Source organism: Blautia sp. MSJ-36 (assembly GCF_018917985.1).
Taxonomy (GTDB): Bacteria; Bacillota; Clostridia; order Lachnospirales; family Lachnospiraceae; genus Blautia_A.
Genome location: NZ_JAHLPQ010000002.1, coordinates 118,594 through 137,836 on the forward strand (window position 1 = coordinate 118,594; position 19,243 = coordinate 137,836).

Consider the following 19,243-nt stretch of genomic DNA (forward strand, 5'->3'; position numbering starts at 1 on the left):
AACAAATTTTATCCGGTTACAACTCCCTTGTTTTTACAAATTATAAACCATCCAAAAAAGACAGGCTCCTTAGCGGCCTGTCTTTTTTGCATTCACATGATTCTTATTTCATCAGTCTGATAACCTGCTCTGCGGTATCTGCCAGATTCAATTTTGCGTTCTCATTTTTCATGGCCTCTTCCAGAGTTACCACTCCGCGGAGGATCGGGAAGAATGCATCAATTCCCGCATCGTTGCAGGCTCTTGCGTCACGCTGTACGGCACCTGCAAAAGCGATCACTTTTTTGCCATATTTCTTTGCAAGCTTTGCGACACCTACCGGTGCTTTTCCCATGGCTGTCTGGCCATCCATGCGGCCCTCGCCTGTGATCACAAGATCTGCGTCCTTAATGTAATCCTCAAGTTTTGTCTCATCCAGTACGATATTAATTCCGGATTCCAGAACTGCATCGGTAAATGTCAGGAATGCAAATCCCATTCCGCCGGCTGCTCCTGTTCCCGGATACACTGAATCTGCTTTTGGAAAACGCTCTTTTGCAAGCTCTGCATAAGCACCCAGCCACTGGTCCATATCTCTGATCATCTCCGGTGTGGCACCTTTCTGCGGTCCGTAGATGGCACTGCATCCAAGGTCTCCGCAAAGAGGATTTGTTACATCGCAGGCAACACGGAATTTACATTCTGCAAGTTCCGGGATCACATAGGCATCTGTGATCTCCGCGATATCTTTCAGGCCTCTTGCTCCCGGAAGGACCTGTTTTCCATCTTTATCCAGAAATGCATAGCCAAGTGCCTGGAGCATTCCCACACCGCCGTCATTGGTAGCACTTCCGCCGATGCCCACAATAAATCTGCGGCAGCCTTTTTCGATAGCATCCTTGATCACTTCACCGACACCGTAAGTTGTCGTGTAAAGAGGATTTCTTTTTTCGTCCGGAACCTGTGTGATTCCTGCCGCACCGGCCATCTCAATCACTGCGGTCTTTGTGCTTTCGATGATACCGTACTCGCAGATCACCGGCTCCCCAAGAGGGCCTGTAACTTTTACATGCTCTGTTTTTCCGTTCATTCCTGCAACAAGAGCTTCTACCGTTCCCTCTCCGCCATCTGCCAGCGGTCTTACCTGAACCTCCGCGTCTGCGTACACACGATGAATCCCTTCTGCAGCTGCAAAACCTGCCTCCATGGATGTCATGCTGCCTTTAAAAGAATCGATTGCTGTTACTACTTTCATTGTATTTTCCTCCTGTGAAATTTTTTATATAAAGTCAAGCGGATATTCGCAATCCGCATTCGCTGTCTACCATTCTGTTTTTAATCTTAATAAAATCGAGCTTGGATGTATATATTATATATACTATATTTTTCAATAATTTCTGTTTTCTATTGTTATAGGTAACACATCCAATTTGAACCTCTGAAATATATATGATATACTGACCGAAAGAAAGCACATCAACTTTTCCAGGAGGATTCATGATCACACACATCAGCCACACTCTCGCCCAGCAGATCGTCAATACCATCAAGGACGTCTGCAGTTATGATATCAATTTCATCAACTCATCCGGCACCATTATTGCCAGCACCAACTCTGCCCGGATCGGAGCTTTTCATGAAATCGGCCGGAAAGCTGCTGTAACCGGTACTACCATCGAAGTGGCAGAATCCGATAATTTTACAGGAACCCGCCAGGGTATCAACATGCCTCTTTACCATGAAGACCGTCTTTTGGCTGTAATCGGCATCACCGGTTCCCCGGAAAAAGTACGCAAATACGCCTTTCTGGCACAGCGCATCACCAGCCTCCTGATCCGGGAACAGGAACTTGGCCAGTACAGCCGACATCAGGCGGACAAAAAGCAGTTTGTCATCAGTTCCCTGCTCCACGGAGACACCCAGAACCCGGAATATCTTCTGAAATGCCTGAAAGAATTTCAGATCGATCCGGATACACCCAAGCGACTGATCCTGATCCATACATATCCGGCTGCTTCTGGACAAAATTATACCGATTCTGTCAGCGGTTCTGTTCTTTCAGAACACCAGATCCAGAATTTTTTCAAAACTGCCGGGATCACCCTGTACACCTTCCGCTATCCCGGAGATTATCTCGCTGTCGCAGACAATTCCGGTTTTTCTGCGCTTTCCGGAACGCTTCATAATTTCGCAAAGAAACATGCTGACACTCTGGCCATTGCCGTTGGCCGGTCCGTATCGCTGTATCAGCTGGGACTTTCCCTTACTACTGCTGAAACTGCCCTGCGAAGCCTTAGTTTTCACCAGCCTTCTACTGACAACATCTGTGCAGAAAATTACGCAGTTTTCGATGATCTCACTCTGGAAATTGTTCTCTCTTCCGTATCTCCGGAAGACCGTGAAGAATTTTCCGGAAAAACCATTGGTCAACTGTCTCCGGATGAAAAGGAACTTCTGCGAACTTATTTTTCTCTGGAGATGTCTCTGGCCGATACCGCGGAGAAACTTTTTCTCCACAAAAATACTCTCCAATATAAATTAAACCACATTTATAAAAAATGTGGTCTCAATCCCCGGAAATTCCGGGATGCTGTTCTGTTGTATCTGGCGCTGGAAATGGAATAAACAGGCCCATTTTTACAAAAGATTTTTCAGTTCATCCAAATGCTTTATCACATGATCCGCCTTATGTGTCCGTTTCACATTCTCCAGTTCCGCTTCTTCCATCTTCTCCCGGCAGAACCAGCAGGTCTCCATCCCTGCTGCCTGTCCGCCTGCGATATCAGCAGTCAGGGAATCCCCCACGATCATGCATTCTTCTGCTCTGATCCCCGGAAGCTGTTCCAGACAGCGCTCGAAAAAACGTACATCCGGCTTATCCACGCCAATCTTCTCAGACACAAAACAATGGTCAAAATCCTTCAACATATCCGCTTTTTTCAGCCTGCAGATCTGCTGCTCATAAGGACCGTTGCTGGCTGTGCAGAGGATATATTTTCCCTGTAAATAATCAAGGATTTCCTTCGCTCCCTCCACAGGTACTGCACTGTAAAACAGGCACTTCCGAAACAGCATCTCCATGGCCACACCATCTGCCTCAAGCCCCAGTTTCTTAAGGATCGCCTGCCAACGCACATAGGGGAGATCATCCATCGTCAGGATCCCCTGTTCGATCTTTTTCCAGATCTGGTCATTCTCCTCCTTGAAAACTGTAAACATTTCCGGCTTATATGTAAGACCTGCATCCTCAAAACAATGCTCCATACCTTCCTGTGCCGCCGCGTCAAAATCCAGCAGCGTATTATCAATATCCATAAAAACAGCTCTGATCATTTCACTATCCTTTCACATGAAATCCAAACTCATCCTCCAGAGGAATCTCTTTTGCTTCAATTCCCTCAATCTCCACAAAATTCTGCTGAGAAAGGCGTTCTACCATTTCCCGGATTTCTTCTCTGGTTCCCTGCACTTCCATCTCCACACGGTCATCCCAGAGATTTTTTACCCAGCCGGTCAGCCCCATGGACTGTGCAATATAATAAGAGCGGTAACGAAATCCCACTCCCTGTACTCTTCCTGAAAAATAAAAATGTTTTCGAATCTTTTCCATCTGGCACCTCATATTTTCTGTCTCAACTATTCCGTCTCTGTATCTCCACCCAAAATTCTCCTGCATCCGCCGCAGGAATGTCTTATCCAGATTATATAATAATTCTTTACAAGTTGTAAAGTTATAACCGCCTGTCTATTGGAAACTATAAACATCTGCGGTATAATAGTTTTTACCAGAATAAAAAGAAAACTGCTTTCTTTTACAGAAAATATTTTCAACAAAATTCGTCATCAGGAGGTAATCATTATGAACGAAAGCATCAAAAACATGCTGGAGCGCAGAAGCATCCGCGCCTACAAAAAAGACCTTGTTCCACAGGAAACTCTGGATGTGATCCTGGAAGCCGGAGAATATTCACCAAGCGGCATGGGACAGCAGAGTACTCTTATGGTAGTAACACAGAATCCGGAACTGGTTGCAAAACTTTCCAAAATGAACGCAGATGTTATGGGCAGTAAAGCAGATCCGTTCTACGGCGCCCCAACTGTAATCATTGTCTTTTCCGACAGCAAAATGGGCACCTGCGTGGAAAACGGAAGCCTTGTGATGGGAAATCTCATGAACGCCGCTCATGCTCTTGGCGTCGATTCTTGCTGGATCCACCGTGCAAGAGAAGTTTTTGATTCCGAAGAAGGAAAAGAACTGAAGAAACAGTGGGGTGTTCCGGATGAATATATTGGTATCGGCCACTGTGTTCTGGGATACCGTGACTGCGAATATCCGACAGCAAAACCTCGTAAAGAAGGCTTTGTAATCCGCGTTTGATCGTCTGAATATGTACAAAAAATCTGACAGATCTGCATTTTACACATCGCCGTGTATTATGCAGAAATCTGTCAGATTTTATTTTCTCTTATTTCAGTGCCTTATCCTTATATCTGGAAATCTCCTCCAGATATTTTTTTCCAAGGGCACTGATATTGACACCTTTTCTGGCAATATAGCCGATGGTCATGATCTCATCGGAATCCAGCTTCACCGCACAGTAATCAGAACCGTTCAGATCTTCACAGATAATGCCGGAACATAGAGTGTATCCGTTAAGTCCTACCATCAGGTTCAGCATGGTGGCCCTGTCATCGGCTTTGATCAGCCGTTTGTACTCATAGGTGCTCAAAACCTCCTCTGCAAAATAAAAGGAATTATTCCCCCCCTGCTCAAAAGACAGGCACGGGTATTCTTTCAGTTCTTCCAGAGTAATCTTCTCACGTTTCGCCAGGGGATGGCCTTTCCACATGTAAACGTAGATCCTGCAGTTGAGAAGTTCGTGAAACTCCAGGCCATATTCGTGAAACATTTTTGTAAGTACTTTTCGGTTAAAATCATTCACATAGAGGATCCCGATCTCACTTTTAAAATTCCGCACATCCTCGATCACCTGATGTGTTTTGGTCTCATGGACCGCAAATTCGTACTCATCCATGCCGAACTGTTTTACCAGCTCCACAAAGGCATTGACTGCGAAAGTATAATGCTGCATGGAAACACTGAACTTTTTGCGGGACTGCTCTTTGGAAATATATTTGGCTTCCATCAGTTCATACTGTTCTACTACCTGCCTCGCATACCCCAGGAATTCTTCCCCTGCGGGCGTTACGGCGATTCCACGGTTTGTTCTTCTGAAGATCTCAACACCTGTCTCCGCCTCCAGTTCCCGGATCGCCGTGGAAAGACTTGGCTGGGAAATATAAAGGCTTTTGGCTGCCTCGTTCATAGATCCGGCTTTTGCAATTGCTATGGTATATCTGAGCTGTGCCAGAGTCATCTGTCTGTATTACCTCCCTGTATTCTATATCAGGCGGATATCTTTCCACCTGGTGTAAAACATTTATTTAAGATAATTTTTATCTACATATCCTTCTTTTCCAAGTTTCGGAACATATACATACCAGTAAGTGCTGTCTTCTTTTTCAATGATCTCAACCGTATCTCCTGTGTTCAGCTGGGCGATCTCATTGTTTTTATCGTAAGCTTTTGCACTTCTAAGTGCCAGAAATCCTTTTTCTACCTGAACTGTCATGGTCGGATACGTAACTTCTGATCCACCTGTCAGATAATCTTTATCTACATATCCCGTTTTGTCAAGCTGCGGAACATATACATACCAGTAGTTACTGTCACTGGTATCCTTTACCTGCACCATATCTCCGGTATTCAGACGGCCGATTTCATTGCTGTCATTATATGCTGCCTGGTTTCTGAGTGCCAGGTAACCTTTCTCTACCTTTACTGTCCACAGACCACTGTTGTAGATATAGCGGTTATCCACATATCCGGATTTATCCAGCTTCGGGGCATATACATACCAGTAGGTGGAATCGCTGCTGTCTTTTACAAGAACGGTGTCTCCAGTATTCAGACGGCCGATCTCATTGCTGTCATTATATGCTGCTGTATTTCGAAGTGCCAGATAGCCGCTTTTTACTTTTACCGTCCAGGAGTCATTCGTGGCCGTTGTATTTTCCACCACCTGGAGGTAATTTTTGTCCACATATCCGGATTTATTCAGCTTTGGCGAATATGCGTACCAGTAAGTACTGTCTTTTTTGTCCATAACCTCTACCAGATCTCCGGTATTCAGCTGACCGATTTCATTATTTCTGTCAAAAGATTTTTCACTTCTCAATGCCAGATAACCGCTGGTAACCTGCACTTTAAATGTTGTGCCTGCTGCTTTTGCATTCTGTGTTGTAAACAGGAATGCCATTATAAGTGTAAAAATAAAAAGTGCCAGCCATTTCACTGTCTTCTTTTCTGACAGTAAGTTTCTTTTCTCCATAATTCCGCCTCCCTTTCCTTTTGTTAACCGGATATTTGTAATCCGCTTGTTTTATGTTTCATCGATTATCCCTGCACAGGCAGCTGCAGGATTTTATATTAATATTATATCATATTTTTTCCTTTTCTCTGTAAGAACCATGTGTCTGGTCAAGTCCAAATCGGGCTTTCTTTTTTACAGGTCTTGACTTATTAAATTTGTAGTGTTATATTACAGATAGAACAAGAAACCAACGATCCCCGGGGCTGTTTTCCCGGGGCATTTTATAGGTAAATAAGATTATAAGGGAAGGTGAATACCATGGCAGTAAAAAGAGATTATTACGATGTTCTGGGCATTGACCGGAACGCAGATGAAAAAACAATAAAAAAAGCATACCGTAAACTGGCAAAAAAATATCACCCGGATACCAACGCCGGTAATCCGGATGCCGCAGATAAATTCAAGGAAGTAAACGAAGCCTACGATATCTTAAATGACCCGAAGAAGAAAAAAATGTACGATCAGTTTGGCCACGCTGCTTTTGAGGCAGGTGCTGATCCGGGAGCCGGTGCAGGTGCCGGTGGATTCGGCGGATTCCAGAGTAGCGGCAATGGCGGCTATCAGGAATTTCATTTTAACGGTGAAAATATGGACGATATTTTCGGCGATATCTTCGGAAATATGTTCCACGGCAGTCACGACGGCGGGTTCCACAGCGGATTTGGCGGAAGCGGGTTCCATAGTGGCAGCGGTTTCGGCGGATTCCATCAGCAGGATTTTCCACAGAAAGGCTCCGATGTGAAGGCCAGCATCAACGTTACCTTCGATGAAGCAGCTTTTGGCGCAGATAAAAGGATCTCCTTGTCCAGCCCGGACGGAAGCTCCGGTGCACCGCAGACATTACAGGTTCACATTCCGGCAGGTATCGATACCGGCAAGAGTATCCGTCTGAAAGGAAAAGGCATGCCTGGAACCGGTGGCGGAGAACCTGGTGACCTACTTCTGAAAGTTACCGTAGGAACCCGTCCTGGATATGAGCGGAAAGGATCCGATGTTTATACCACCATCTCCATTCCGTACACAACGGCTGTTTTTGGCGGTGAAGCTACGGTTCCTACTCTTTACGGAAACGTGATCTGCAAGATCCGGGAAGGCATGCAGTCCGGTTCTAAGATCCGTCTAAGAGGAAAAGGCATCGTTTCCATGAAGAACCCGTCCATCCGCGGCGACCAGTACGTAACCATCCAGATCCAGGTTCCACAGAATCTGAATTACACCGCCAAAGAGAAACTTCATGAGTATGCAAGGGCATGTGGACTGGAACGGAGTAATGCCAATGGATCGCATGTGGCGTAAATAGTTAGTACCAGGGTCAAGCGGATATTCGCAATCCGCATTCGGTTAAATAAAAAGAGTATCACAGATCTCATCTTTATCCATGAGTTTCTGTGATACTCTTTTTTTGATCGTCAAAGGGATATTTGCCATCCCCATTCAATACTTCTTATTTATGACAATGTCATATCTCCATCTTTCACCCATCCAAGTTTACGTACAAACATATTGATGAGCGGGCAGAGGACTGCCGGGAGGATGAAGGAGATCAGGAAAAGTCCTGCCCAGTCCATGGCTGTGACTGCTGTCTTGGTTCCTTCTGCAATATCATTCATCCATCCTGTATACACACCGATCTGTCCTACAAAACCACAGGTACCCATTCCTGAGGATACAGCTGTTCCATTCATCTGCAATTTAAAGAGACAGGTCGCGATAGGTCCTGTGATGGCGGATGTGAGGATTGGTGCAATCCAGATCCTTGGATTTCTGACGATATTTCCCATCTGGAGCATGGAGGTTCCGATTCCCTGAGAAACCAATCCGCCCCATTTGTTTTCCTTAAAGGACATAACCGCAAAACCTACCATCTGTGCACAGCAACCTGCTACTGCGGCGCCACCTGCCAGTCCGGTAAGTCCCAGAGCCGCACAGATCGCAGCAGAAGAAATCGGCAGTGTCAGTGCGATTCCCACAAATACGGAAACCAGGATTCCCATAAAGAACGGCTGCAGGTCCGTTGCCCACATAATTACGCTTCCCACTTTCATGGCAGCTTTTCCAAGGGCAGGTGCCCACCATGCGGAAAGACCTACGCCCACACCAATGGTTACAAGAGGAGTTACAAGGATATCGATCTTTGTCTCCTTGGAAACTGCCTTACCGATCTCAGCCGCAACAATTGCAACAAACAGTACAGCCAGAGGGCCACCTGCTCCGCCAAGTGCATTGGAGGCAAAACCAACAGTGATCAGTGAAAACAGTACCAACGGCGGGCAATGCAATGCGTAACCGATAGCTACTGCCATGGCAGGTCCGCTCATGGCAGAGGCCAGAGAACCTACCGTGTACTGGGTGTCATTGACTGTGGCAACTGCCATAGTCAGAAACGGAATGTGGAACTGTGTGCCAAGGGTGTTGATGATCGTACCGATCAGCAGGGAACAGAAAAGTCCCTGTGCCATGGCTCCCAGTGCATCGATACCGTATCTCTTCAGGGAGATCTCGATATCCTTCCGTTTCAGAAATGCTTTGAATTTTTCCATTTTAAAACTCTCTCCTTACCCTGATCCTTTTCCCGTCAGATCAGTTCTTATTTGCAAAAGGTCTCGCTTACTTTCTCAAGTTCCTCGCGGATGGAAATATGCTGCGGACATACTTCCTCACACTGTCCGCATTTTACACATTCATCTGCACGCTTTCTGCCGTGACTGACTACCAGCCAGTCTTCCTGATGGGCTGCAGCGGCTTTATTTCCGTACAATGTCAGATAATTCATTGCTGTAAAGGAACCGGAAATTCCAATCTCCATCGGACAGACCTTTGCGCAGTAGTTACAGGTTGTGCATGGGATCAGCGGAATTTTGCTCATAGCCTCTCTTGCCTTATCAAGAGTCTCTTTCTCACTGTCAGTGAGGCCGTTGAAATCCTTCATAAAAGAAAGGTTATCCTCCATCTGTGCAACATTGCTCATTCCGGAAAGTACGGTGATCACGCCTTCCAGATTTGCCGCAAAACGGATCGCCCAGGATGCTGTAGATGCTTCCGGCTCTGCTTCCTTCAGAAGCTTTTCCACTGATTCCGGCGGAGTTGCAAGCATGCCGCCTTTTACAGGTTCCATGATAATGACCGGTTTTCCATGTTTTCTGGCTACCTCGTAGCAGGCTCTTGACTGGATCGCCGGATTTTCCCAGTCTGCGTAATTGATCTGCAGCTGTACAAATTCCATTTCCGGATGTGCAGTGAGAAGTGCATCCAGTTCCTCCGGTGTGGAATGGAACGAAAATCCTGCATGTCTGATCAGACCGGCTTCCTTCTGTTCACGAATCCAGTCCCATAAACCGTACTCATCAAAATATTTTGTTCTGTGCTCTCCAAGATTGTGGAGAAGATAGAAGTCGAAATATCCTGCCTTTGTTCTCTCCAGAGATGTTTTAAACTGTGCAAGAGCTTCATCTCTTGTCTTGCAGTTGATCCAGGCTGCCATCTTGGTGGCAAGCTGATATTTTTCTCTCGGGTAACGCTCTACCAGTGCCTCACGGATAGCGTCTTCACTTCCTGCATAAGCCCACGCTGTATCAAAGTAAGTAAATCCAGCTTCCATAAATTTGTCTACCATGACTTTGGTCTGCTCCACATCGATCACACCTTCGGATTTCTGCGGAAGTCTCATGAGACCAAAACCAAGTTTTTTGATTTCTTCGCCTAAATATGCCATATTTTTTTCTCCCTTCTTATTCCATTCCGGAAAATTTTCCACATCATTATATCATCTGTTATATCGTCTGATAAACAATATTCCAGACACTGATATCTCCCGGACTGTTATATTTTTACTGCAGGAAAAAAACTGCGTTTCTCCTATTATAACGGTATTTACTCCAGCAGTAAACCTTTTTCTTTTACAAGTGTCAAGACAGTGGAAATCTTGTATCTGCAAACAAAAAGCAGCTGTCGCACTTTTACAGCACGACAACTGCCTTTTGTTCTACTTCTTCTGCATCTGTTTATTCTCTTTTCCATAAAGAAATGGCCTTGCCACTGTCCGGTTGAAAAACTCAATCAACGGTCCCATAAAAAATGCGGTGACAAGGGTTCCGGCTCCTACAACCGCGCCCATGAAAAATCCGGCCGCTGTTGTGATCACATCCGTTCCGATCCTGCACATCCGGAAAGGAATCCGGGTTCGTTTATCCAGAATCAGTGCATAGGCATCATAGGCGGAAACTCCCATATCTGCTGTAAAATACAGTGCCGACGCAAAACACATCATTACAACAGCGATACACATCAGAATCACTCTTACTCCAAATGTTCTCTCCGGCAGATACCTGTCAAAAAGCTGCATTCCTTTTTCCACGATAATTCCCATAAAAAACAGGTTCAGCACAGTTCCAAGTCCGATAAAATGTCTGTCCAGAAAGAATACTCCCAGCAGCATCAGTGCATTGATGGCAATATAAACATAACTGTATTTTATTCCTGCAAGATTCCACACACCCATGACAAAACAGGAGTTGGGATCTGTCCCAAAATCAGATGCCTTGAAAATGGCCACACTGACACCAGCCAGAAAGATTCCGGCAAATGTCATGAGGATTCTTTTTACTGTTAATGAATTCATCTTTCTTCTTTACACCTCTGATCAAATATTTTAAACTGATATTATCTATAATCATGCATCGAAAGGCAGGAAATTCCCATGGAAAACAAACAGGTCCTGAACCGCCAGACTTCATCAAAAGAACTTCATCTTATTTCCTGCGGATGGGAAAAATGTACGCCGGAACAATCCTACGGCCCTGGTGTCCGGCGATATTACACCATCCACTTTGTGCTGAACGGACAGGGATATTTCTATATGAATAACCGAAAATATGCTCTGAAAGCCGGCCAGTGCTTTTTCATTCCTCCTGTGACCAGCTCTCTCTACAAAGCAGAGCCTTCTGATCCCTGGACTTATATCTGGATCTGTTTCAATGGAGAAAACGCTCCCATCCTCTGTGAACACTGCCATCTTACTGAGGAAACTCCGGTCCAACAGCTGGATTCGGTTCTTCCCTATCAGGAAACCATTCTTGAAATGATGACTCACCCGCAGCTGACGCCCTCCAATGAAGCCTATATCCAGAGTGGTCTTTACCGGATCATCGCCATGCTGGAGGAAGAATTTCATGCTTCCTACACGACCATGGAATCCAACGAGAATTTTTATATCACACAGGCTGTTGATTACATCAAAAAAAGTCCGCTTCAGGATATTACTGTTACCGATGTTGCCGACTATCTGCATATCAGCCGCAGTCACCTTTACGGACTTTTCAAAAAACATCTTGGAACCACGCCCCAGGCTTTCCTGACTTCCGCCAAGATCATCAATGCCAGGGAACTTCTGACGATCACGGATATCCCTGTATCCAGCGTGGCGATCTCCTGTGGATATCAGAATCCTTTTGCATTCTCCCGTGCCTTCAAAAAAGAAACCGGCATGACGCCCCGGGAATACCGGGAAAAATATCATCATGCCGAGGATCTTCTGGATTGCTGAATCCCTTCTTCGGATTTACGGAACAACTACCTTTGCATTGTAGTATTCCACGGTTGCATCCATGGTCGGACCTTCATTGTCATACCAGTCGTAAGTGATGGTCTCGCCATTTTCTCCCCATACTTCCGGGCAGTCGATCTCTTCCCAGTCAAGTGGAACAAAATGCTCTTTCTGTTCTGATGCCCGCAGCATGATCTGATGCAGCTCCTCAAATTCTTCCGGATTCAAGACTCCGGGTTTTGCGGACACAAACAATGGTGTACCGCTCTTTGCAAGAACATCTGCCCACTGGCGGTTTTTATCCCACGGGATCATTCCGAAAATGCCGACGCAGTCTGCATCAATATGATAAAAAGCATTGTGCTGTGGAAGACGGAATGCCAGTGTATTTACTCCCATTCTTCTGGTACGCTCCCAGATACGTCCACTGGTATCATCACCGGTCCGGTTCAGGTGCATCAGGCCTGCGCCCAGGTGTCCGATGGTGTTGCATCCGATGATCACTGCGTCGTTGCTGCGGGAAGCATCATAAACTTCCTGATAAAGCATTTTTACAATTTCTGCGCTGGTTTTGGTCTGGTCGTAGAAATGCCATTTTTCCATGGAATTGTCTCTTAAATTCGCCTCAAATCCCCATTTCCCAAAGAGATCAAAAGTTGAAAAATCATGTTTGATCAGAGTGTATCCCCAGTCGCAGATACGCTCGATATCTCCTCGGATATATGCCAGTGCGTCCGGATGGGACGGATCGAGACAGTCATTATAGGAAATCCGCCACTCGTCCGGAATGTTCTCATCCTCATTAAGAAGCAGACGTACCCAAATACCCGGGCGGACACCTTTTTCTTTCAGCTTGTCTGCAAGACCTTTCATATCCGGGAACTTGGCATTACCTTTTGTCCATGGGCCACCATTGTATTCATCCAGGCGGTGGTGCTCCTGCCAGCAGTCATCAATAACCATGAACGGAGGATTTTTCGCCCCTTCGGTCAGTTTCAGGATGTAATCGGTATCACTTAAGATCTCCTCTTCGGAACTGTCGCCGTAAGCATAGTACCAGTTGTTGCTTCCATATACCGGAAACTCCGGGAAGATCGGATCTGTACACATTTTTTCACAGAATTTCTGTGCAGTTTCAAAAGTATCTGCTCCCTCTGCTTCCATGCAGACGATCTGTGCGGCACGCAGTTTTCTTCCTTTCAGCTGTACGCCTGTATTACCGCAGCGAACATCCAGAAATAATGTGATTCCCTTGGTATCTGCCTGCCAGCAGCACATAGCGGAAGGGCGGACCTTTACACCAAAGCAGAGGACTTTCTCAGAAAGCTTCGCCAAAAAATACCATGGCAGATAACGGTTGCCGCTCATTCCATGCCATTCCACATCACCATAGGTACGTTCCCAGGCATCTCCCAGGAATCTGGCGGATTTCGGGATCTTGTAATTCCATCTCAGTTTTACACATCTTACTGCATCTTCTGAGGTGACAAATATATCCTCATGTTCATCCGCATCCTGAAATTCTACGGTAGTTGCACCGGCAGTTACGATCGGCTGCCCACCCTGGCATACCAGTCTCTCATCTTCTGTTTCCACCGTTACATAATCCGGTACACCAAGTTTAAAATCTGCATATGTTTTCTGCATTATTCTCTCCTCCTGATATGAGCAAGTCCCTGCCCGCTGCTTATTGTTGATTGCTTTTCACAACCCTGCAGGGGACTTCCTTGCTTCTGTTAGATATAAGCATTTCACACTTTCTGTTCTTGTTATTTAGCGCTTTCCTTCTATTATCTGTACAAACCCAAACAACATATGGGAAGCTTTCTTTCATACTACTTATCTATATGCTTTATTATATTGATTTTTTGTTTTTTTTCTATGCTTTAAAGTTTTTATAACATTGCAGAATGTTCACTTTGTAAAACTCGTCTCTGCTATTTTTCATCCAACCCGTGACTCGTATATTAGACATTTGTAAATATGTCAGGCCTCACTCCTGTTTTTGATACCTTATTGCAGGACTAAGTTCCACCCCTGATTCCAACAAAAGAACATAAAGGGCTAAAGGTGGAAATTAGTTTTTCATTTTACGGAAAATGTGAAGAAATTGTGATTTTAGCACTCACTTATTGACTTTGCTAACAGCAAGTGTTATATTACATATAGAACAAGGGAAGAGATAAAAAAAGAGCTTCCGGATGTTCAGAATAACCAAACAATCACCACTGCGGAATAACCCAAAGTGGTAACGATATACCGACAACAGTTGGATCTCTTGATCCACCGGAACGGCTTTTCAATTTGAAAGGAGAAATGACTTATGATGTTCCCGAGTGTATTTGGAGAAAACTTATTTGATGACTGGATGGATGATTTTGGATTCAGAGACAACTTCTTTAGTGGTAAGAATCCTCTTTATGGCAAACATGCCAAAAATATCATGAAAACCGATGTACGTGAAACAGATAAAGGATATGAACTGGATGTAGATCTTCCTGGATTTAAGAAAGATGAAGTACAGGTACAGCTGAAAGACGGATATCTTACTATTTCCGCTGCCAAAGGCCTTGACAAAGACGAACAGGATAAGAAGGGCAACTACATCCGCCGTGAACGTTACGCCGGCAGTACAAGCAGAAGCTTTTATGTTGGGGATGGTGTAAAGAACGATGAAGTTCATGCCAAATTTGAAAACGGCGTCCTGAAACTTTCTATTCCAAAGAAAGCAGCACAGGAAATCGAAGCTGATAAATACATTTCTATCGAAGGATAACGATGACTCACTTTCACAGGAGGAGGGGAATCCACAGGGATTCCCCTCCTCCTCTTTTTATACCTGACACCAGCCATTCGCATTCCACTTCGCTGCATTCTCATTGTCAAAGGATTCATAATATCGGGTATTTTTTAACAAAGTTATTGGTATTTCAGAATGTTTTTTGTATATTTTGCAGTACATTATTCCATTTTTTTGAAATTAATGGTATAATATGCACATTAAATAAATCTGTTTCGCAATCTTTCAGGACAATACTCCTGAACAGCCACGTAAAACACGATCATGACAGGAGGTTTTTATTATGGATCAGGACAAAATGATTAAAATCTATGCACGTAGTGACAGCCGCATTCAGCTGAAAATGATTCCGGGACATTTCGTAACTTCCCAGTCTCATATCACACATTATCTGGACCTCACCACCATGAAATCCAGATCCTCCGAAGCGCAGCGTATCGCAGCCACTCTCGCAGCAAATTATGAAGCATCTATTCCGGTAGACACCATCGTCTGCATGGATGGACTTGAAGTGATCGGTGCCTATCTCGCCGAAGAACTGACCAAGGCCGGTGTACTTTCCATGAACGCTCATCAGACCATTTACGTCATCACACCGGAATTCAACAGCACCGGACAGATGATCTTCCGCGACAACTATGAGCCGATGATCAATGGTAAAAACATCCTCATCCTCAACGGTTCCATTACCACCGGTTCCACACTGAACCGTGCCATCGAAAGTGTTCTCTATTACGGTGGCAAGATCCGCGGAGTCGCAGCCATCTACAGTAGCGTAGACAGCGTAGCTACCCTCCCTGTCCACTCTATTTTCCAGGCCAGAGACATCCCTGACTATCACTCTTACCGCTCCGACAACTGCCCACTGTGCAAAAACCGCCAGAAGATCGATGCCATTGTCAGCAGCTATGGATATTCTGTATTGTAAATTTTAACCAGATCAATGAAGTCCTCCCTGGGTTGCAAAAAAACAACAACCCGCGGGGGACTTACTCATATCACACTAAATCTGCAAACAAAGAAGAAGCCATATATCAACCAATGCTTCATAAATGACATTGATATCCCTATGACTTCCTCTTTATAATTTCTGCTTATAATTGATATTCTCTATACATGGCTTCACGCATTTCTTTATCCGTAACAACCTTCTGAATCTCATCACCCCGGCCATCAAGGATAAGCCTGTTGATCAGAACGCTAAGACGCTCCTCACCTTGGGCCATTCCCTGCGCCATTCCTTGTGCCATTCCTTGTGCCATTCCTTGCGCCATTCCTTGCGCCATCCCTCGTTCTAGCCCTAATGCTTCAGCCTGTTCTTTAGCTTCCTTAAGCAGTCTTGCCCTTTTCTCAGATTCCAGTTCCAGAACATGTCCGCCCATAACCTCACCTATTCCTTTCCGGACTTTCTCCTCGTTTCTGAAAATATAATCAGATATCCGAGTGATCAGTCCAATCAGATCACTGAACAGTTCAGACCTTCCAACCTCAGTAATCTCCACTTTCAGCTTACTCCGGATCACTTCATATTCATTCAACAATTCCTGAAAAAGTTGTGGATCCTCACTCATCTCATGCCCTCTTTTCTCATATCTCATGATATAAAAAGGAAGCAGCATAAGAAGACTTTTCTCAAATATCTTATCTTTTGTATAATTATCAACTTTAATCGTGGGCACTCTGTACAAATGACATTTTCCATCCGGAAAAACCACATCCACTTCCAGAAAATCCGGCGTATTGCTACCGCTTCTCAGATACAACACACAAGAACGAGGAAACTCCATCCGATACCTCCGTCCCTGCTTCCTGGCAAACTCAACAGCAGTTGCAAAATCATACTCGATCATCCGTACAGCCATCGTCGTGTCATCCGTACTCTGACATTCTATGTGATAAATCTTATTTCCGATCAACAACCGCGAATCCGTAATAATCTCACCATCCACCCGCTGATACTCATTACGCAGCTGCACAATCTCCACATCAGCCGGATACGATGTATGAAAAACATCATTGATCAAAGGCACGACCAGAAATGTCATCTTCTCCATCATAGTACGAAAAACATCATCAAAAATCGTATTATCACTCAAACAATACTCCTTCTGGTATCCATAATTATACCATCAAACAAACACTACAGAAACCTTGTATACAGTTTTTATAAATGTTTTTGAAAAAACGCTTCAGACATTGAAGCCAAAAGAAACCAAATAAATGGCCAGATCTTATAAGATATACAAATCATACCACACATCCCATCACAACACCACAAAAATCCATCCCAAAAATTCGACACTACTCAACTTCTACGCGTCCAGCAACACGCCGACACTCACAACCCTCCCGCCAAACCACAAACAATCTCAGCCTTTCCTCCCGGGCGTCCCTTTCACAACCTTGCCCCCACCAAACACCTGTGCTATAATCAAACTAATCAAAAAACCGAGGTAAACCACACATGAACAAAAAAGAAATCGCAGAAATAAAAAAACAATTCACCCCCGACCGTTGCTCCATCACCCGCATCTGCGGCTGCTACGTAGACGGCGAAAAAAACAAAAAAACCGAACTCAAAGAAGCCTTCTTATCCTTATCCGAAGAAGAAACCTTCAAATACTTTGATATCTTCCGAAAAACCCTCACAGGCACCATCGGAAAAAACCTCATTAACATGGAATTCCCCCTGGAGCAGGAATCCGAAGGCGGAACCCAAAACTTTCTCATGAAACTCCGGGAAAGCAAACTCACCGACGACACCCTCACCGAAGCCTTCTACGACAAAATTATCGAAAACTACGACTACGGCGAAAACTACTACATCATCCTCATCCACGCAGTCTACGACATCCCCGGAAAATCCTCAGACGGAGCCGAAATGTTCGACGCCTCCGATGAGATCTACGACCACATCCTCTGCAGCATCTGCCCCGTCAAACTCTCCAAGGCAGGTCTGCACTACAACGTAGAGACCAACAACATCGAAGACCGCATCCGCGACTGGCTGGTAGAAATGCCCGACTGGGGCTTCCTCTTCCCACAGTTCAATGACCGCAGCACCGATATCCATGACCTCCTCTACTACACAAAAAACGCCGAAAACCTCCGCTCCACCATGATGGAAGAAGTCTTCGGCTGTACCACACCACTGTCCGCAGCAACCCAGCGCGACTCATTCAACGCTCTGGTTGAAGAAACCCTCGGCGATGACTGCGCCTACGATACCGTCCTTGAGATCCACGAAAAACTTAACGACCTCATCGAATCCCAGAAAGACGAACCGGAACCAGTAGTCCTCACCAAATCCGAGGTAAAACGCCTCTTCGAAGAATGCGGCGTAGAAGACGAAAAACTCCAGAACTTTGATGAACAATACGAACTTGCCGCAGGCGAAAAATCTTCCCTGGTAGCATCCAATATCACCAACACCAGAAAATTCGAGATCAAAACTCCGGATGTGGTAATCCACGTAGCACCGGACCGCGCAGACCTGGTAGAAACCCGGATCATCGACGGCCGCAAATGCCTGGTGATCCCCATGGAAAGCGAAGTAGAACTCAACGGCATCCGTGTCAGCGCACTGAATTCTGCCGAAAATATAATCGCAGAATCCATCCCCGCTCATGGCGTTAATAACAGTGACAACGAAGAAGAAATCCCATTTTAAAGGAGACCTTATGAACGATAAAAAAATCTTATTCTTCGACATAGACGGCACACTGCTCACCCCACACCCCTTCAAGGTTCCGGAAAGCACCAGCCTCGCCCTCACAAAAGCCCACGAAAACGGCCATCTTCTCTTCATCAACACCGGCCGCACCAAAGCCATGATGCCCTCTGAACTCTCAGAACTCCATTTCGATGGCTATATATACGGCTGCGGAACCCACATTTACATGGATAACAAACTGCTCTTCTTCCGCACAGTACCCAACCTTCTGTGCAAAGAAACCGTAGACCTGCTCCGCAAATGCAAGATCGAAGCACTCTTTGAATCCAACACCGAAATCCTGTATGACGGCGCATCCCCGGCGCAGTCTGAATTCGGAGCCAGAATGCGAAAAGAAATTCCCATGGTAGACATCACGAAATTCAACCGTGAAGACGCCTGCACCTACTCCTACGACAAATTCCTGGTGCACATGCTGCCGGACTCCAATGTAGAAAAATTCCGCAGCTTCTGCAACGATCATTACACCTATTTTGACCACGGAGACGGAATCTGGGAAGTCACACAGAAGGGCACCAGCAAAGCCACAGGCATGGAATTTCTCCTGGACCGCCTTTCCATCCCGAAGGAAAACAGCTACGCATTCGGAGACAGCCCCAACGACCTCCCCATGCTGAAAGCAGCCGGAATCAGCGTAGCCATGGGCAACTCCTATGGCGATATCGAAAAGGACTGCACCTATCAGACAAGTGCTGTTGATAAAGATGGAATCTACAACGCACTGGAACATTTTAAGTTGATCTGATTTGACAAAA

18 protein-coding genes are annotated in these 19,243 nt (G+C 45.3%); 8 read left to right on the forward strand and 10 right to left on the reverse strand.

The genetic code is table 11. From position 1 onward, the window contains the following. Nucleotides 1-103 precede the first annotated feature (103 nt). Nucleotides 104-1,234 (reverse strand): glycerate kinase family protein, encoded by a 1,131-nt coding sequence (locus tag KQI39_RS02720; RefSeq protein WP_216416265.1) that lies wholly within the window; start codon nt 1,232-1,234, stop codon nt 104-106. 242 nt (nt 1,235-1,476) lie between these two features. Here KQI39_RS02720 and KQI39_RS02725 point away from each other — a divergent pair, with 242 nt between their 5' ends. After that, nucleotides 1,477-2,604 (forward strand): CdaR family transcriptional regulator, encoded by a 1,128-nt coding sequence (locus tag KQI39_RS02725; RefSeq protein ID WP_216416273.1) that lies wholly within the window; start codon nt 1,477-1,479, stop codon nt 2,602-2,604. A gap of 12 nt (nt 2,605-2,616) precedes the next feature. On the opposite strand, the gene KQI39_RS02730 is transcribed toward KQI39_RS02725, so the two are convergent. Together KQI39_RS02730 and KQI39_RS02735 are read right to left on the reverse strand one after the other, a co-directional pair. Beyond that, on the reverse strand, nt 2,617-3,312 hold the full coding sequence (locus tag KQI39_RS02730; protein WP_216416275.1) for a YjjG family noncanonical pyrimidine nucleotidase: 696 nt from the start codon (nt 3,310-3,312) through the stop codon (nt 2,617-2,619). 4 nt (nt 3,313-3,316) lie between these two features. Continuing rightward, nucleotides 3,317-3,589: an acylphosphatase gene (locus KQI39_RS02735; RefSeq protein WP_148446101.1), complete on the reverse strand. Its 273-nt coding sequence runs from the start codon at nt 3,587-3,589 to the stop codon at nt 3,317-3,319. A 249-nt stretch (nt 3,590-3,838) separates the two neighbouring features. Between KQI39_RS02735 and KQI39_RS02740 the strand changes: the two genes are divergently transcribed. Further along, on the forward strand, nt 3,839-4,357 hold the full coding sequence (locus KQI39_RS02740) for a nitroreductase family protein (protein ID WP_195566192.1): 519 nt from the start codon (nt 3,839-3,841) through the stop codon (nt 4,355-4,357). 88 nt (nt 4,358-4,445) lie between these two features. On the opposite strand, the gene KQI39_RS02745 is transcribed toward KQI39_RS02740, so the two are convergent. Beyond that, on the reverse strand, nt 4,446-5,357 hold the full coding sequence (locus KQI39_RS02745) for a LysR family transcriptional regulator (protein WP_173762941.1): 912 nt from the start codon (nt 5,355-5,357) through the stop codon (nt 4,446-4,448). Between the two features lie 63 nt (nt 5,358-5,420). Next, on the reverse strand, nt 5,421-6,371 hold the full coding sequence (locus KQI39_RS02750) for a hypothetical protein (protein ID WP_253293038.1): 951 nt from the start codon (nt 6,369-6,371) through the stop codon (nt 5,421-5,423). 300 nt (nt 6,372-6,671) lie between these two features. Between KQI39_RS02750 and KQI39_RS02755 the strand changes: the two genes are divergently transcribed. Beyond that, nucleotides 6,672-7,709, forward strand: a complete 1,038-nt coding sequence (locus KQI39_RS02755; RefSeq protein ID WP_216416277.1) for a DnaJ C-terminal domain-containing protein — start codon at nt 6,672-6,674, stop codon at nt 7,707-7,709. 152 nt (nt 7,710-7,861) lie between these two features. Here KQI39_RS02755 and KQI39_RS02760 read toward each other — a convergent pair whose 3' ends face one another. The 3 genes from KQI39_RS02760 to KQI39_RS02770 all read right to left on the reverse strand — a co-directional run bounded on the left by KQI39_RS02760 (nt 7,862) and on the right by KQI39_RS02770 (nt 11,031). Beyond that, nucleotides 7,862-8,953, reverse strand: a complete 1,092-nt coding sequence (locus KQI39_RS02760; protein WP_173762943.1) for a PTS transporter subunit IIC — start codon at nt 8,951-8,953, stop codon at nt 7,862-7,864. Nucleotides 8,954-9,000: 47 nt separating this feature from the next. Further along, nucleotides 9,001-10,125, reverse strand: coding sequence for an aldo/keto reductase (locus KQI39_RS02765; protein WP_173762944.1), 1,125 nt, complete (start codon nt 10,123-10,125; stop codon nt 9,001-9,003). A 270-nt stretch (nt 10,126-10,395) separates the two neighbouring features. After that, nucleotides 10,396-11,031, reverse strand: a complete 636-nt coding sequence (locus tag KQI39_RS02770; protein WP_173762945.1) for a YczE/YyaS/YitT family protein — start codon at nt 11,029-11,031, stop codon at nt 10,396-10,398. 78 nt (nt 11,032-11,109) lie between these two features. Between KQI39_RS02770 and KQI39_RS02775 the strand changes: the two genes are divergently transcribed. Beyond that, entirely contained in the window at nt 11,110-11,955 is an 846-nt protein-coding gene (locus KQI39_RS02775) for an AraC family transcriptional regulator (RefSeq protein ID WP_148446113.1), read from the forward strand. A 15-nt stretch (nt 11,956-11,970) separates the two neighbouring features. Here KQI39_RS02775 and KQI39_RS02780 read toward each other — a convergent pair whose 3' ends face one another. Then, a complete protein-coding gene (locus KQI39_RS02780; protein WP_216416279.1) occupies nt 11,971-13,602 on the reverse strand; it encodes a glycoside hydrolase family 36 protein in 1,632 nt (543 codons plus the stop codon). A 676-nt stretch (nt 13,603-14,278) separates the two neighbouring features. Here KQI39_RS02780 and KQI39_RS02785 point away from each other — a divergent pair. After that, nucleotides 14,279-14,731, forward strand: coding sequence for an Hsp20/alpha crystallin family protein (locus KQI39_RS02785; protein WP_195566184.1), 453 nt, complete (start codon nt 14,279-14,281; stop codon nt 14,729-14,731). Nucleotides 14,732-15,038: 307 nt separating this feature from the next. Further along, nucleotides 15,039-15,683: a phosphoribosyltransferase gene (locus tag KQI39_RS02790; protein ID WP_148446119.1), complete on the forward strand. Its 645-nt coding sequence runs from the start codon at nt 15,039-15,041 to the stop codon at nt 15,681-15,683. A gap of 166 nt (nt 15,684-15,849) precedes the next feature. On the opposite strand, the gene KQI39_RS02795 is transcribed toward KQI39_RS02790, so the two are convergent. Further along, on the reverse strand, nt 15,850-16,851 hold the full coding sequence (locus KQI39_RS02795) for a hypothetical protein (RefSeq protein WP_173762734.1): 1,002 nt from the start codon (nt 16,849-16,851) through the stop codon (nt 15,850-15,852). Nucleotides 16,852-17,219: 368 nt separating this feature from the next. Here KQI39_RS02795 and KQI39_RS02800 point away from each other — a divergent pair, with 368 nt between their 5' ends. After that, on the forward strand, nt 17,220-18,425 hold the full coding sequence (locus KQI39_RS02800; RefSeq protein ID WP_216416281.1) for a DUF4317 domain-containing protein: 1,206 nt from the start codon (nt 17,220-17,222) through the stop codon (nt 18,423-18,425). A 10-nt stretch (nt 18,426-18,435) separates the two neighbouring features. Further along, nucleotides 18,436-19,233 (forward strand): HAD family hydrolase, encoded by a 798-nt coding sequence (locus tag KQI39_RS02805; protein ID WP_243278934.1) that lies wholly within the window; start codon nt 18,436-18,438, stop codon nt 19,231-19,233. The last annotated feature ends 10 nt before the right edge of the window (nt 19,234-19,243 follow it).